The organism is Intestinirhabdus alba (genome assembly GCF_009711095.1).
GTDB lineage: Bacteria > Pseudomonadota > Gammaproteobacteria > Enterobacterales > Enterobacteriaceae > Intestinirhabdus > Intestinirhabdus alba.
Genome location: NZ_WMJZ01000002.1, coordinates 79087 through 94190, shown reverse-complemented (window position 1 = coordinate 94190; position 15104 = coordinate 79087). Strand labels below are relative to the sequence as shown.

General features: G+C 57.0%; 10 protein-coding genes. 5 read left to right on the top strand and 5 right to left on the bottom strand.

Annotated elements, in window-relative coordinates; genetic code table 11:
- Nucleotides 1-419: 419 nt before the first annotated feature.
- The 5 genes from caiT (at nucleotide 420) to caiD (ending at nucleotide 6886) form a co-directional block, all read left to right on the top strand.
- The gene (gene caiT, locus GJV78_RS02070) at nucleotides 420-1937 is read left to right on the top strand and encodes an L-carnitine/gamma-butyrobetaine antiporter (RefSeq protein WP_155106755.1); all 1518 of its coding nucleotides are present in this window, start codon (nucleotides 420-422) and stop codon (nucleotides 1935-1937) included.
- Nucleotides 1938-2020: 83 nt separating this feature from the next.
- A complete protein-coding gene (caiA, locus tag GJV78_RS02065) occupies nucleotides 2021-3163 on the top strand; it encodes a crotonobetainyl-CoA dehydrogenase (protein WP_155106754.1) in 1143 nt (380 codons plus the stop codon).
- Between the two features lie 49 nt (nucleotides 3164-3212).
- Nucleotides 3213-4433 (top strand): L-carnitine CoA-transferase, encoded by a 1221-nt coding sequence (gene caiB / locus GJV78_RS02060; RefSeq protein WP_155106753.1) that lies wholly within the window; start codon nucleotides 3213-3215, stop codon nucleotides 4431-4433.
- A 62-nt stretch (nucleotides 4434-4495) separates the two neighbouring features.
- Nucleotides 4496-6049, top strand: a complete 1554-nt coding sequence (gene caiC, locus GJV78_RS02055) for a crotonobetaine/carnitine-CoA ligase (protein WP_155106752.1) — start codon at nucleotides 4496-4498, stop codon at nucleotides 6047-6049.
- A gap of 51 nt (nucleotides 6050-6100) precedes the next feature.
- A complete protein-coding gene (caiD, locus tag GJV78_RS02050; protein ID WP_155106751.1) occupies nucleotides 6101-6886 on the top strand; it encodes a crotonobetainyl-CoA hydratase in 786 nt (261 codons plus the stop codon).
- Nucleotides 6887-7124: 238 nt separating this feature from the next.
- Here caiD and caiF read toward each other — a convergent pair whose 3' ends face one another.
- The 5 genes from caiF to ispH all read right to left on the bottom strand — a co-directional run bounded on the left by caiF (nucleotide 7125) and on the right by ispH (nucleotide 15104).
- A complete protein-coding gene (gene caiF, locus GJV78_RS02045; protein ID WP_155106750.1) occupies nucleotides 7125-7514 on the bottom strand; it encodes a carnitine metabolism transcriptional regulator CaiF in 390 nt (129 codons plus the stop codon).
- Between the two features lie 249 nt (nucleotides 7515-7763).
- Entirely contained in the window at nucleotides 7764-10988 is a 3225-nt protein-coding gene (carB, locus tag GJV78_RS02040; RefSeq protein ID WP_155106749.1) for a carbamoyl-phosphate synthase large subunit, read from the bottom strand.
- Nucleotides 10989-11087: 99 nt separating this feature from the next.
- Nucleotides 11088-12236: a glutamine-hydrolyzing carbamoyl-phosphate synthase small subunit gene (gene carA / locus GJV78_RS02035; RefSeq protein ID WP_155106748.1), complete on the bottom strand. Its 1149-nt coding sequence runs from the start codon at nucleotides 12234-12236 to the stop codon at nucleotides 11088-11090.
- A gap of 455 nt (nucleotides 12237-12691) precedes the next feature.
- Nucleotides 12692-13513 carry a 4-hydroxy-tetrahydrodipicolinate reductase gene (dapB, locus tag GJV78_RS02030; RefSeq protein ID WP_155106747.1) on the bottom strand — a complete coding sequence of 274 codons (822 nt, stop codon included), beginning with the start codon at nucleotides 13511-13513 and terminating at the stop codon, nucleotides 12692-12694.
- Between the two features lie 643 nt (nucleotides 13514-14156).
- Nucleotides 14157-15104, bottom strand: coding sequence for a 4-hydroxy-3-methylbut-2-enyl diphosphate reductase (gene ispH / locus GJV78_RS02025; protein ID WP_155106746.1), 948 nt, complete (start codon nucleotides 15102-15104; stop codon nucleotides 14157-14159).

Below are 15104 nucleotides of genomic sequence, written 5' to 3'. Positions count from 1 at the left end.
GCGATGTTATATACAGATATCACGCGCTTTCATTTGGAAATAAAACCTTACCCACCAATATTAAAAAAGTCACACCCTGATATTCGTAACTTTCAATATTGTTAAGCACCTCACCAATATTGAATGCCGCGCGTAAAAAAATAGAAAATTTCAATATTGTTTTCTCGATCACCAATATTGAATGTCAGCCGAGCACAAAATAATTCAACCCATTGATTTAAAATAACATTAACAGAAAAATCCGCTACCAAGCCCCCTGAGAAAAATGTGATGTAAATCACAGAATAACATCAACTGAATACCCAATATGAGGTAATCGGCGGCGCGCTAAGAGGGCAAAACTCTTTCAACAAAACATTAGTAAAAATAGAACAAATGGTGACGCAAAATTAATTTTCGTTTCACACTGGAATTCACTTATGAAAAATGAAAAGAGAAAGTTAGGAATAGAACCAAAGGTTTTCTTTCCGCCATTAATAATAGTTGGAATACTTTGTTGGTTAACCGTTCGCGATCTCGACGCGGCGAATGTGGTTATTAATGCAGTATTCAGTTATGTCACCAATGTCTGGGGCTGGGCATTTGAATGGTATATGGTAGTCATGCTCATCGGCTGGTTCTGGCTGGTCTTTGGCCCCTACGCGAAAAAGAAATTAGGCGATGAGAAACCTGAATTCAGCACCGCCAGCTGGATTTTCATGATGTTCGCCTCCTGTACCTCCGCCGCCGTGCTGTTCTGGGGATCGATAGAAATCTATTACTATATCTCCACGCCGCCGTTTGACCTCGCGGCCGGCTCCACCGGCGCGAAAGAGATAGGCCTGGCCTACAGCCTGTTCCACTGGGGGCCGCTGCCGTGGGCCACCTACAGCTTCCTCTCCGTGGCTTTCGCCTACTTCTTCTTCGTGCGCAAAATGGATGTCATACGTCCCAGCTCCACGCTGGTGCCGTTAGTGGGTGAGAGGCACGCCAAAGGGCTATTTGGCACGATCATTGACAACTTTTACCTGGTGGCGCTGATCTTCGCTATGGGCACCAGCCTCGGTCTGGCGACGCCGCTGGTGACCGAGTGTATGCAATACCTGTTCGGGATCCCGCATACCCTGCAGCTGGACGCCATTATTATCACCTGCTGGATCGTGCTGAATGCCATTTGTGTGGCCTGCGGCCTGCAAAAAGGCGTCAGAATCGCCAGCGACGTTCGCAGCTACCTGAGCTTCCTGATGCTCGGCTGGGTGTTCATCGTCAGCGGTGCCAGCTTCATTATGAACTACTTCACCGACTCCGTCGGTATGCTGTTGATGTACCTGCCGCGAATGCTGTTCTATACCGACCCCATCGGCAAGGGCGGATTCCCGCAGGGTTGGACCGTCTTCTACTGGGCGTGGTGGGTGATTTACGCTATTCAGATGAGCATCTTCCTTGCGCGTATCTCCCGCGGACGTACCGTCCGGGAACTGTGCTTCGGCATGGTGCTGGGCCTGACCGCTTCCACCTGGCTTCTGTGGACCGTACTCGGCAGCAACACCCTGCTGCTGATCGATAAAAACATTATCAATATCCCGCAGCTGATTGAGCAGCACGGCGTAGCGCGGGCCATTATCGAAACCTGGGCCGCTCTGCCGCTCAGCACCGCCACGATGTGGGGATTCTTTATCCTCTGCTTTATTGCCACCGTCACGCTGATCAACGCCTGCTCCTACACCCTGGCGATGTCGACCTGCCGCGAAGTCCGCGACGGCGAAGAGCCGCCGCTGCTGGTGCGTATCGGCTGGTCCGTGCTGGTGGGGATTATCGGTATCGTTCTGCTGGCGCTTGGCGGACTGAAACCCATCCAGACCGCGATTATCGCCGGGGGGTGTCCGCTGTTCTTCGTCAATATCATGGTGACGCTTTCCTTTATTAAAGACGCCAAAGCGCACTGGAAAGACAAATAAATTTCGTTAACCCATTACACACAATCATTCGGGACGCCTTAAGGCGGCCTGAAGAGCGAGTGTAAAGAGCAAGAGGCTGGAAGATGGATTTCAATTTAAATGACGAGCAAGAACTGTTTGTCGCCGGTATTCGTGAACCAATGGCCAGTGAGAACTGGGAAGCCTATTTTGCCGAGTGCGATCGCGACAGCGTCTATCCGGAGCGCTTTGTAAAAGCGCTGGCGGACATGGGCATCGACAGCCTGCTGATCCCGGAAGAGCACGGCGGCCTGGACGCCGGCTTTGTTACCGTCGCCGCCGTCTGGATGGAGCTGGGACGCCTGGGCGCGCCAACCTACGTGCTGTATCAGCTGCCGGGGGGCTTCAACACCTTTCTGCGCGAAGGCACCCAGGAGCAAATCGATAAGATCATGGCGTTTCGCGGCACGGGCAAGCAGATGTGGAACTCGGCGATTACCGAGCCGGGCGCGGGTTCGGACGTGGGGAGTTTGAAAACCACCTATACCCGCAAAAATGGTAAGGTCTATATCAATGGCAGTAAATGCTTTATCACCAGTAGCGCCTACACCCCTTATATCGTGGTGATGGCAAGGGACGACGCCTCCCCGGACAAGCCGATCTATACCGAATGGTTCGTCGATATGAGTAAGCCCGGTATCAAGGTAACCAAGCTGGAGAAGCTTGGCCTGCGGATGGACAGCTGTTGTGAAATTAGCTTTGACGACGTTGAGCTGGACGAGAAAGACATGTTCGGCCGGGAAGGCAATGGCTTCAATCGCGTAAAAGAGGAGTTCGACCACGAGCGTTTCCTGGTCGCCCTTACCAACTACGGCACCGCCATGTGCGCCTTCGAAGATGCGGCGCGCTATGCCAACCAGCGCGTGCAGTTTGGCGAAACCATTGGCCGCTTCCAGCTGATCCAGGAGAAGTTCGCCCATATGGCTATCAAGATAAATTCCATGAAAAACATGCTATTGGAAGCGGCATGGAAGGCGGACAACGGCACCATCACCTCCGGCGATGCCGCAATGTGTAAGTACTTCTGCGCCAACGCGGCGTTCGACGTGGTAGACACCGCCATGCAGGTTCTGGGCGGCGTAGGGATTGCGGGCAACCACCGCATCACCCGCTTCTGGCGCGATCTGCGGGTGGATCGCGTCTCCGGCGGCTCTGATGAAATGCAGATCCTGACGCTCGGCCGCGCCGTGCTGAAGCAATACCGTTAAGTGGCAGCCGGGTAGCGCGCGGCGCTATCCGGCAATAAGGAGTCATACCATGAATAATCGTCTACCTATGCCCACCTTCGGGCCGCTTTCCGGACTGCGGGTGGTCTTCTCCGGAATCGAAATTGCCGGTCCGTTCGCCGGACAGATGTTCGCCGAATGGGGCGCAGAGGTCATCTGGATCGAAAACGTCGCCTGGGCCGATACCATCCGCGTACAGCCGAACTATCCGCAGCTATCGCGCCGTAACCTGCACGCCCTGTCGCTGAATATTTTTAAAGACGAAGGGCGGGAAGCGTTTCTGAAGCTGATGGAGACCACCGACATCTTTATTGAGGCCAGTAAAGGCCCGGCGTTTGCCCGCCGCGGTATTACCGATGAGGTGCTGTGGAAACATAACCCGCAGCTGGTTATCGCCCACCTCTCCGGCTTTGGTCAGTACGGCACCGAAGAGTACACCAACCTGCCGGCTTATAACACCATCGCCCAGGCGTTCAGCGGCTATCTGATCCAGAACGGCGACGTTGACCAGCCGATGCCCGCCTTCCCCTACACCGCCGACTACTTCTCCGGCATGACGGCCACCACCGCGGCGCTGGCGGCGTTGCATAAAGTGCGCGAAACCGGCAAAGGCGAAAGCATTGACGTCGCCATGTATGAAGTCATGCTGCGCATGGGCCAGTACTTCATGATGGACTATTTCAACGGCGGCGAGATCTGTCCACGCATGACAAAGGGTAAAGATCCTTACTATGCGGGCTGCGGGCTGTACAAATGCGCGGATGGCTACATCGTTATGGAGCTGGTCGGCATAACGCAGATTAAAGAATGTCTTAAGGATATCGGCCTGGCGCACCTTCCTGGCACGCCGGACGTGCCGGAGGGGACGCAGCTAATCCACCGCATTGAGTGTCCCTACGGACCGCTGGTGGAAGAGAAACTGGATGCATGGCTGGCCGCGCGCACCATCGCCGAAGTGCAGGCGCGCTTTGCCGGGCTGAAAATCGCCTGCGCCAAAGTGCTGACCATACCGGAGCTGGAAGGCAATCCGCAGTACGTCGCCCGTGAGTCGATTACCCAGTGGCAAACGATGGACGGCCGCACCTGCAAAGGCCCGAACATCATGCCGAAATTCAAAAACAACCCGGGGAAAATCTGGCGGGGTATGCCGACGCACGGCATGGACACCGCCGCCATTCTGAAAAACCTCGGTTACAGCGAAGCAGATATTAAGGAACTGGTCAGCAAGGGCCTGGCCAAAGTTGAGAACTAAACGCGACGCGCTGGCCAGATCCTCCGGCCAGCGCGTCGCCGGTAAAGACGGATTAAGGTGCAATGGATATCGTTGGCGGACAAAATTTACGTCAGATGTGGGACGATCTGGCCGGGGCATATGGTAAGAAGACGGCGCTGATCTGTGAATCCTGCACAGGAGATGTGCAGCAGTTCAGCTACGCCTCGCTTAACGAGGAGATCACTCGCACGGCCAACCTTTTTCATTCGCTGGGCATTCGCCAGGGCGATAAGGTCGCACTACATCTGGATAACTGCGCGGAATTTTTCTTTTGCTGGTTCGGCCTGGCTAAGATAGGTGCCATCATGGTGCCGATTAATGCCCGCCTGCTGCGCGAAGAAAGCGCATGGATCCTGCAAAACAGCCAGGCCTCGCTGTTGGTAACCAGCACCACTTTTTACCCCATGTATCGCCAGATCCGCCAGGAGGAGGCGACCGGCCTCACGCGCATCTACCTGATCGGCGACGACGTTCCGGCGGACGAGGACGTAAGCCATTTTTCCAGCCTGAAGAATAGCCAGCCGACCACCCTGCGCTATGCGCCGCCGCTGTCCGTTGACGACGTCGCCGAGATCCTGTTTACCTCCGGCACCACGTCCCGGCCGAAAGGCGTGGTGATCACCCACTATAACCTGCGCTTTGCGGGCTATTACTCTTCATGGCAGTGCGCCCTGCGCGATGACGATATTTATCTGACGGTCATGCCCGCTTTTCATATCGACTGTCAGTGTACCGCCGCGATGGCGGCCTTCTCCGCAGGCGCGACCTTTGTGCTAATAGAGAAGTACAGCGCCCGCGCCTTCTGGGGACAGGTGCAAAAGTACCGCGCCACGGTGACCGAGTGCATTCCTATGATGATCCGAACGCTGATGGCGCAGCCCGCCGCGCCGCAGGAGAGGGAGCATCGCCTGCGGGAGGTCATGTTCTACCTCAACCTGTCAGAACAGGAGAAAGACGCCTTTACCGGGCGCTTCGGCGTCCGGCTGCTGACCTCCTGGGGGATGACGGAAACCATCGTCGGCGCTATCGGCGACCGTCCCGGCGACAAGCGCCGCTGGCCCTCAATAGGCCGTCCGGGATTCGGCTACCAGGCGGAGATCCGCGACGAGCAGAACCGTCCGCTGCCCCCCGGTGAAACGGGCGAGATCTGTATTAAGGGCGTGCCGGGTAAAACGCTGTTTCGGGAGTATTACGCCCGGCCGGACGCCACCGCCAAAGCGCTCGGGCCAGACGGCTGGCTGCATACCGGCGATTCCGGTTACCGCGACGAGGAGGGCTTTTTTTATTTCGTGGACCGCCGCTGCAATATGATCAAGCGCGCTGGCGAAAACGTCTCCTGCAGCGAACTGGAAAATATTATTTCTGCTCACCCGAAAATTCAGGACATCGTGGTAGTTGGTATTAAAGATTCCATTCGCGACGAAGCCATCAAAGCATTTGTGGTGCTGCACGAAGACGAAACGCTGAGTGAAGAAGAGTTTTTTACCTTCTGTGAACAAAATATGGCGAAATTTAAAGTCCCCTCGTTTCTGGAGATAAGAAAAGATCTGCCGCGAAACTGTTCAGGAAAAATAATCAAAAAGAATCTTAAATAAGCCCTCTGGCGGAATATTTTTCCGTCAGCCCCCGATGTATGGAGATAAAAAATGAGTGAGTCATTACGTTTAACCCGCAGCGGTCCGATTCTGGAAATAACGCTGGACCGCCCTAAAGCTAATGCCATCGATGCCAGAACCAGCCTGGAAATGGGAGAGGTTTTTCTCAACTTCCGTGACGATCCGGCGCTGCGGGTCGCTATTATTACCGGCGGCGGCGAGAAGTTTTTTTCCGCCGGCTGGGACTTAAAAGCGGCAGCGGAAGGCGAAGCGCCGGACGCCGACTTTGGTCCCGGCGGCTTTGCGGGTCTGACCGAAATTTTTGACCTGGACAAGCCGGTGATCGCCGCGGTTAACGGCTATGCCTTCGGCGGCGGCTTCGAGCTGGCGCTGGCGGCAGACTTTATCGTGTGTGCGGAAGGTGCCAGTTTCGCGCTGCCGGAAGCAAAGCTGGGTATCGTCCCGGACAGCGGCGGCGTGCTGCGCCTGCCCAAGCGGCTACCGCCGGCCATCGTCAATGAAATGGTTATGACCGGCAGACGTATGGACGCCGGAGAGGCGCTGCGCTGGGGGATCGTAAACCGCGTCGTCAGTCAACATGCGCTCATGGACAGCGCCCGCGAGCTGGCGCAGCAGCTGGTGCAAAGCGCCCCGCTGGCGATTGCCGCTCTGAAAGAGATTTACCGCGCCACCGGCGAAATGACGGTTGAGGAAGGCTATCGCTATCTACGCAGCGGTGCCCTGAAGCATTACCCGGCGGTGCTGCACTCAGAGGATGCCGCTGAAGGTCCGCGGGCCTTTGCCGAAAAACGCGAGCCGGTCTGGAAAGGACGCTGAGTGCGTATGCGTTGCCACGCCTTTGAAGGGGGATGCCAGGGGCCGGCGTCAACGCAGGAGGAACGGAGCCGGAAGCCGCTCAACGCCAGGAAGTCTCAGGCGCGATTCGCTACCGGGCATCGCTGTGTGAAATGCGGCCGTTAGCCCGCACTAACGGAAGGCGCACGGCGATAGTACAGCCCCGACCAGAAAAGTAAACGATGCCGGAGGGTGCCCGCGCCGCTCCGGCAGTACAGCGCTAACGCCGCATACTTTTTGACAGCATCATCTGCCATTTCTGCTCGCGGTTAAGCTCCGCTGGAGGAACCGCCGGCAGGCGCGGCGCTCTGTTCACCACTTTCGCCTGCGGACCGTGTCCCAGGCGGGTATACAGCTGAGGATCGATATGCGTTATCCGGACCAGCCGCTGACACTGGCATCCCCGTCCCTCGAGCTGATTGGGAATACTTTTTGTTTCACAGCTTATTTCTCCGACCTCGGCAAGGATATAAGAGACCGTATTAATTGCTTTGCAATGATCCATATTGAAATGCTTCGCGATCTCCTTCGCACTTACCCAGCGGTTTTCACCCATGATCCAGTCGGCAATCAACAAATAAAGCGGTTTATCAACATATTTTTCACACATAAGCGCACCATTTCACAAATAAAAATTCTGGCTTCGTCCCGTTTACAATAATTAAAACAAGACCCTGTAGAAATCGTGGGTATTCTGGATAGTATGCAACTTAATGGGTAATTAGTGTGAGCCAAATCTTGCTTGCCATATTGAAATAAGGTTCATCAGGCAATATATGCCGGCGCTAAAACCCGGCGCGTAAAAAAACGGCTCCGCAAGCGGAACCGTTTTTATATCGGGTGAAGCAGAGATCGTCCGCTATTTTTTAATCTGCGCGTGCATCTCCTGCACCGAAATCACCTTTTCGGTGGCATCGGCATTCAGCGCCATCGCCGTGGCGAAACCGCCGTTCAGCGTGGTGTCGTAGTGTACTTTGTACTGCAGCGCGCTGCGGCGGATCACGCGGGAGTCTTCAATCGCCCGCCGCCCGGCGGTGGTATTGATGATATAGGTGTACTCGCCGTTTTTGATGCGGTCCTGAATGTGCGGACGCCCCTCATGCACCTTATTGACCAGCCGCGGGTTGATCCCCGCCTCGCCCAGCACAATCGCCGTGCCGTGGGTGGCATCCAGCTCAAAACCCTGCTTCAGCAGCTTCGCCGCCAGGTCCACAACGCGCGCTTTGTCGCCTTCACGCACCGAGAGCAGCGCGCGGCCCTGCTTCTTCATGGTGGAGCTGCTGCCAAGCTGGGCCTTGGCGAACGCCTCGGCAAAGGTGCGCCCCACGCCCATCACCTCACCGGTGGAGCGCATCTCCGGCCCCAACAGCGGGTCGACGCCGGGGAACTTATTGAAGGGCAGCACCACCTCTTTCACCGAGTAGTACGGCGGGATAATTTCTTTAGTCATCCCCTGCCCGGCCAGGGTTTTACCCACCATGACTCGTGCCGCCACCTTCGCCAGCGGCACGCCGGTCGCCTTGGAGACGAACGGCACGGTGCGCGCCGCGCGCGGGTTAACCTCGATCAGGTAAACCTCATTATTCTTCACCGCAAACTGGACGTTCATCAGGCCGCGAACCTGCAGCTCAAAGGCCAGCTTCTGCACCTGCTGGCGCATGACGTCCTGGATCTCCTGGCTCAGGGTGTAGGCCGGCAGCGAGCAGGCGGAGTCGCCGGAGTGGACGCCCGCCTGTTCGATATGCTCCATAATGCCGCCAATCAGCACCGTTTCGCCGTCGCAGATGGCGTCGACATCAACCTCTACCGCGTCGTCAAGGAAGCGGTCCAGCAGCACCGGCGCGTCGTTGGAGACGCTGACCGCCGTCTGGAAGTAGCGCTTCAGATCCGCTTCATCGTAGACAATTTCCATCGCCCGACCGCCCAGCACATAGGAGGGGCGCACCACCAGCGGATAGCCGATCTCTTTCGCCTTCTCCACCGCCATTTCGATAGTGGTCACCGTGGCGTTATCCGGCTGCTTCAGCTTCAGGCGCTCTACCGCCTGCTGGAAACGCTCGCGGTCTTCTGCGCGGTCAATGGCGTCCGGGCTGGTGCCAATCACCGGTACGCCGGCGGCCTCCAGGGCGCGCGCCAGCTTCAGCGGCGTCTGGCCACCGTACTGCACGATCACCCCCTTCGGCTTCTCAATGCGCACGATTTCCAGCACATCCTCCAGGGTTACCGGCTCGAAGTAGAGACGGTCGGAGGTATCGTAATCGGTTGAGACGGTCTCCGGGTTACAGTTGACCATGATGGTCTCGTAGCCATCTTCGCGCAGCGCCAGCGCGGCGTGGACGCAGCAGTAGTCAAACTCAATGCCCTGGCCGATACGGTTCGGTCCGCCGCCCAGCACCATAATCTTGTCGCGATCCACCGAGGGATTGGCCTCGCACTCGTCGTCATACGTGGAGTACATATAGGCGGTATCGGTGGCGAATTCCGCCGCGCAGGTGTCGACGCGCTTATAGACCGGATGCAGTCCGAACTGGTCGCGCAGCTTGCGGATTTCCGCCTCGCGCACGCCCGTCAGCGCCGCCAGCCGGGCATCGGCAAAGCCCTTGCGCTTAAGCGCCCGCAGGAAGCCGGCGTCGAGGCCGTTGATGCCCAGCCCGGCCACCTTCTCCTCCAGACGAACCAGCTCTTCGATCTGCACCAGGAACCAGCGGTCGATGTTGGTCAGGTTGAAGACGCCGTCAACCGAAAGGCCCGCGCGGAACGCATCGGCGATGTACCAGATGCGCTCCGCGCCCGCGTCCTTCAGTTCGCGGCGGATTTTGGTCAGCGCTTCCGGATCGTCCAGGCTGACCTTCGGATCAAAGCCGGTGGCCCCCACTTCCAGGCCGCGCAGCGCTTTCTGCAGCGACTCCTGCTGGGTGCGACCAATGGCCATCACTTCGCCGACGGACTTCATCTGGGTGGTCAGGCGGTCGTTGCTGCCGATGAACTTCTCGAAGTTGAAGCGCGGAATTTTGGTTACCACGTAGTCGATGGACGGCTCAAAAGAGGCCGGCGTGCGGCCGCCGGTGATGTCGTTCATCAGCTCGTCAAGGGTGTAGCCCACCGCCAGTTTGGCCGCCACTTTGGCAATCGGGAAGCCGGTAGCCTTTGAGGCCAGCGCCGAGGAGCGGGAGACGCGCGGGTTCATTTCGATAACGATCAGGCGGCCGTTTTTCGGGTTTACCGCAAACTGCACGTTGGAGCCGCCGGTTTCAACGCCAATTTCACGCAGCACCGCCATCGAGGCGTTACGCATGATCTGGTACTCTTTGTCGGTCAGGGTCTGGGCCGGCGCGACGGTGATAGAGTCACCGGTGTGAATCCCCATCGCGTCGAAGTTTTCGATGGAGCAGACGATGATGCAGTTGTCGTTCTTGTCGCGTACCACCTCCATTTCATACTCTTTCCAGCCGATCAGCGACTCATCGATCAGCAGCTCCCTGGTCGGCGACAGATCCAGGCCGCGGGCGCAGATCTCTTCAAACTCTTCCCGGTTGTAAGCGATCCCGCCGCCGGAGCCACCCATGGTGAAGGAGGGACGAATAATGCACGGGTAGCCGACGTCGGCGGCGACCGCCAGCGCCTCCTCCATGCTGTGCGCAATGCCGGAGCGCGCGGTCTCAAGGCCGATCTTTTTCATCGCCACGTCAAAGCGGCGGCGATCTTCCGCCTTATCAATGGCGTCTGCGGTGGCACCAATCATGGTTACGCCGAACTCGTCCAGCACGCCCTGACGCTCCAGCTCCAGCGCGCAGTTCAGCGCCGTCTGGCCGCCCATCGTCGGCAGCACCGCGTCCGGACGCTCTTTTTCGATGATTTTGCGCACCACTTCCCAGTGGATCGGCTCAATGTAGGTGGCATCGGCCATTTCCGGGTCGGTCATGATGGTCGCCGGGTTAGAGTTCACCAGAATAACGCGATACCCCTCTTCACGCAGCGCCTTACAGGCCTGCGCGCCGGAGTAGTCAAACTCACACGCCTGGCCGATAACGATCGGGCCAGCGCCGAGGATCAGGATGCTTTTTATATCTGTACGTTTTGGCATGGTTCTCTTCTCCGGAGAACCTGTTTATGGCTGCAGCCAGCGGCAGGCGCGCGTTTAAGGTCGCGTTCCTGAACAGAGCAAAGCCTAAACAGATTCTGATTATTTAGCGGTTTTACGGTACTGCTCAATGAGTTCGATAAAGTGATCGAACAGCGGCGCGGCATCGTGCGGCCCCGGACTTGCCTCCGGGTGACCCTGGAAGCTGAACGCCGGCCGGTCGGTGCGATGGATCCCCTGCAGCGTGCCGTCAAACAGCGACTTGTGGGTCACCCGCAGGTTGGCAGGCATAGACGCTTCATCAACCGCAAAGCCGTGGTTCTGGGCGGTGATCATCACGGTGTTATTGTCAATATCTTTTACCGGATGGTTACCGCCGTGGTGGCCGAACTTCATCTTGACCGTTTTCGCACCGCTGGCCAGCGCCAGCAGCTGGTGGCCGAGGCAGATGCCGAAAAGAGGAATATCCGTTTCGAGGAATTTCTGAATCGCGTCGATGGCGTAATCGCACGGTGCCGGATCGCCGGGACCGTTGGAGAGGAAGATGCCGTCCGGGTTCATTTTCAACACCGCTTCCGCCGGAGTTTGCGCCGGCACCACCGTCAGGCGGCAGCCGCGATCCACCAGCATACGCAGGATATTACGCTTGGCACCGAAGTCGTAGGCGACAACGTGGAAAGGCAGGGCCTCTTCTTTTTGGGCCTCAGGCAGGCCGCCGGTCAGCGACCAGCTCCCCTGCGTCCAGGCGTAAGGCTCTGCGGTGGTCACTTCCTTCGCCAGATCCATCCCGTTCAGTCCGGGGAAGGCCTTCGCTTTTTCCAGCGCCTGCCGGGTATCCGGATGGTCGCCGGCAATGATGCAGCCGTTCTGCGCCCCTTTTTCGCGCAGCAGGCGCGTCAGCCTGCGGGTATCAATATCGGCAATCGCCACAATGTTATGGCGCTTCAGATAGGTACTGAGATCTTCGGTATCGCGAAAGTTGCTGGCAATCAGCGGCAGATCGCGAATGACCAACCCCTGAGCATGAACCCGGGAAGATTCTTCATCGGCTTCGTTGGTGCCGACATTACCAATGTGGGGATAAGTAAGAGTGACGATTTGGCGGGAATAGGAGGGATCAGTGAGGATTTCTTGATAACCGGTCATTGAAGTATTGAAAACGACTTCCCCAACCGCCGAACCCGTTGCCCCAATGGCCCGACCGTGAAACTGGGTTCCGTCTTCCAGAACCAATAGCGCTGACTTAATCAAAACACCCTCCAGAGAATATTCACTCACTTTATTTGCATACTAATGCACCGCTATCGTGCAAGGCAATGCAAATCTGCTTACCCTTGAATTTCTGGCAAACGGCGGCATTCTGCAGATAAGGTAGGTAAAAGTCAACTCCGGAGCGGTATTTCTATTATTATTTCACGCACCAGGCTTAAAAGTGATGAATTAATGGCTAAAAAGCAGGGCTAACTTAGCGAGGAAAACGCTTACCTGTGCCAAATAGCGTAAAAAAATGCATCAGCCCCACATAAAGTGGACCAGATGGTCAAAAATCACCGCTTCAGCGTCACAACCCGGCGCAAAAATAGCAATAATAACGGGTTAACAATTAAAAACACCCTTACCCGTTAAAAATAAAAGAGTAACAAATTATTACCCTTTTAATTCAATAAAATAAAAGACATTATTACTGATAAAATTTACGATATCTCTTATAAATTGTTAAGATTTAGCACATCACGCATATCAAAAAGACCGTTTTTCTTCTTTGATACCCATAACGCGGAGCGAACGGCACCGTTCGCGAAGGTCATTCGGCTGGAGGCCTTATGGCCAATCTCAATGCGCTCGCCAATATCGGCGAAGATAGCCGTATGTTCCCCGACGATGTCCCCCGCGCGTACGGTGGCAAAGCCTATACTTCCCGGCACACGCTCGCCGGTGTGTCCTTCACGGGCGTAGACCGCGCAATCCCTGAGATCTTTATCCAGCGCGTGGGCGATCGCTTCGCCCATCGCCAGCGCGGTGCCTGACGGAGCATCCACCTTATGCCGATGGTGCGCTTCAATAATCTCAATATCGGTATAATCACCCATCACCTTTGCCGCTTTCTCCAGCAGCTTCAGCATCACGTTGACCCCAACGCTGAAGTTGGCGGCAAAGACAATAGCCACCTCCCCGGCGGCGTCCTGAATCGCCTGTCTGCCGGCATCATCGAAGCCGGTGGTGCCAATCACCATCCCCTTGCCGTACCGGCGGCAAAACGCCAGATGGTCGAGCGTGCCTTCCGGACGGGTAAAATCGATAAAGACATCGAAATCCTCTTTCACCGCTTCAGGATCGCTGTGAACCGTGACGCCACACTTGCCCGCGCCCGCCAGCTCCCCCGCATCGCTGCCAATAAGCGAGGAGCCTTTGCGCTCCAGCGCCGCGCCAAGCGCCACACCCTCCATTTGCAGGGCGGCCTGAATCAGCTGTCGACCCATACGGCCGCCCGCCCCCGCGATGGCTACGCGGATTTGTGCATCATGCATAGTTATTCTCTTACGTTAAAATGAGGTAAATCGTTTTCAGAGTACCCAGCCTGCGACAAGGCCGCCAGCCGAAAACGCCGGTAATTAGAATTTAATGATAAACCGTCTGAGATATCAGTAAAAAACATAGCCGTCAGCGAAAACCACACGATTCACGCACAATCAGCGTTGGGGGAAGAATAATTCGCTGTGGCGGTTCGTCATTACCCTGAATATGACTAAACGGCATTCGCCATAATGAGGGATTGGCTATCCGCGTTCAGCAGATGCTCAACGGGCTCTTCCCACAACTGATGGTGGTGCCCGGCACCTGGCGTCTGATGGCGAAGAGAAGCGTTTCGCCGGCCAGGACGATGCTGCTACTGCGCTGGCGTGACGTCCGGTCTTTTTGCCGGTTAAGGACCCCGGCCCGTTATATGGCTGAAAGTCCGCTAAGGCTCCGCCGGGCGGGAGCGCCGATAACAAGCGAACTGCCCGGCGCGGGATGCCGGCGGATTAATTACCGGCAATCCGTCAAAAAAGGTTTTTATCGCTGGCTCAAAGCTGAAAGCTTTCCGGAACCTCCAGCCTGGCTGGAGGTTTTCTGTGCACAAAAAAATGCCGACGCCAGGGGCATCGGCATTTCGTCAGCAAAGTACGCCTGTTACACTTCGCGGGCGTCGATACGCAGCGCTTTCGGCACTTCAAAAACAATGTTCTCTTCCCGACCTTCCAGCGGCACCGCCTCGCCGCCGCCCAGCGCCTGCAGGCGTGCGATGACGTTCTGCACCAGGATGTCCGGCGCGGAGGCACCCGCGGTAACGCCAACGCACTTCGCCTCTTTCACCCACCCGGTCTGAATATCCGCGGCATCGTCGATCAGAAACGCGGTGGTGCCCATTCTCTGGGCCAGCTCCGCCAGGCGGTTAGAGTTCGACGAGTTTTTCGAGCCGACCACCAGCACCACGTCCGCCAGCTCCGCAAGCCGGCGCACCGCCTCCTGGCGGTTGGTGGTGGCATAGCAGATATCGTCTTTACGCGGCCCGGCGATTTTCGGAAAGCGCTGGCGCAGAGCGTCAATCACGTCGGAGGTATCGTCCACCGAGAGCGTGGTCTGGGTCATAAAGGAGAGCTTTTCTTCGTTTTTCACCTTCAGCGAAAAGACATCTTCCGGCGATTCCACCAGGTACATGCCCCCCTTCGGGTTGCTGTACTGGCCCATCGTGCCCTCTACTTCCGGATGTCCGGCGTGGCCGATAAGAATCGACTCCTCGCCGCGGCGGCTGGCGCGGGCCACCTCCATATGCACCTTGGTGACCAGCGGACAGGTGGCGTCGAAAACGGTAAGATCGCGGCTTTTCGCCTCGTTGCGCACCGCCTGCGACACCCCGTGGGCGGAGAAGATCAGGATCGCGCCGTCCGGCACTTCGCTGATTTGCTCAATAAAAATCGCGCCGCGCGCACGCAGGCTGTCCACCACGTAGCGGTTATGCACCACCTCATGACGGACGTAGATCGGCGCGCCGTAAATGGCCAGCGCGTTTTCCACAATGCTGATAGCACGGTCTACGCCGGCGCAAAAGCCGCGCGGGTTGGCCAACAGGATCTGCAT

Coding starts and splice junctions, on each gene's coding strand:
- caiT (WP_155106755.1), top strand. CDS start 420: ATGAAAAATGAAAAGAGAAAGTTAGGAATAGAACCAAAGGTTTTCTTT.
- caiA (WP_155106754.1), top strand. CDS start 2,021: ATGGATTTCAATTTAAATGACGAGCAAGAACTGTTTGTCGCCGGTATT.
- caiB (WP_155106753.1), top strand. CDS start 3,213: ATGAATAATCGTCTACCTATGCCCACCTTCGGGCCGCTTTCCGGACTG.
- caiC (WP_155106752.1), top strand. CDS start 4,496: ATGGATATCGTTGGCGGACAAAATTTACGTCAGATGTGGGACGATCTG.
- caiD (WP_155106751.1), top strand. CDS start 6,101: ATGAGTGAGTCATTACGTTTAACCCGCAGCGGTCCGATTCTGGAAATA.
- caiF (WP_155106750.1), bottom strand. CDS start 7,514: ATGTGTGAAAAATATGTTGATAAACCGCTTTATTTGTTGATTGCCGAC.
- carB (WP_155106749.1), bottom strand. CDS start 10,988: ATGCCAAAACGTACAGATATAAAAAGCATCCTGATCCTCGGCGCTGGC.
- dapB (WP_155106747.1), bottom strand. CDS start 13,513: ATGCATGATGCACAAATCCGCGTAGCCATCGCGGGGGCGGGCGGCCGT.
- ispH (WP_155106746.1), bottom strand. CDS start 15,104: ATGCAGATCCTGTTGGCCAACCCGCGCGGCTTTTGCGCCGGCGTAGAC.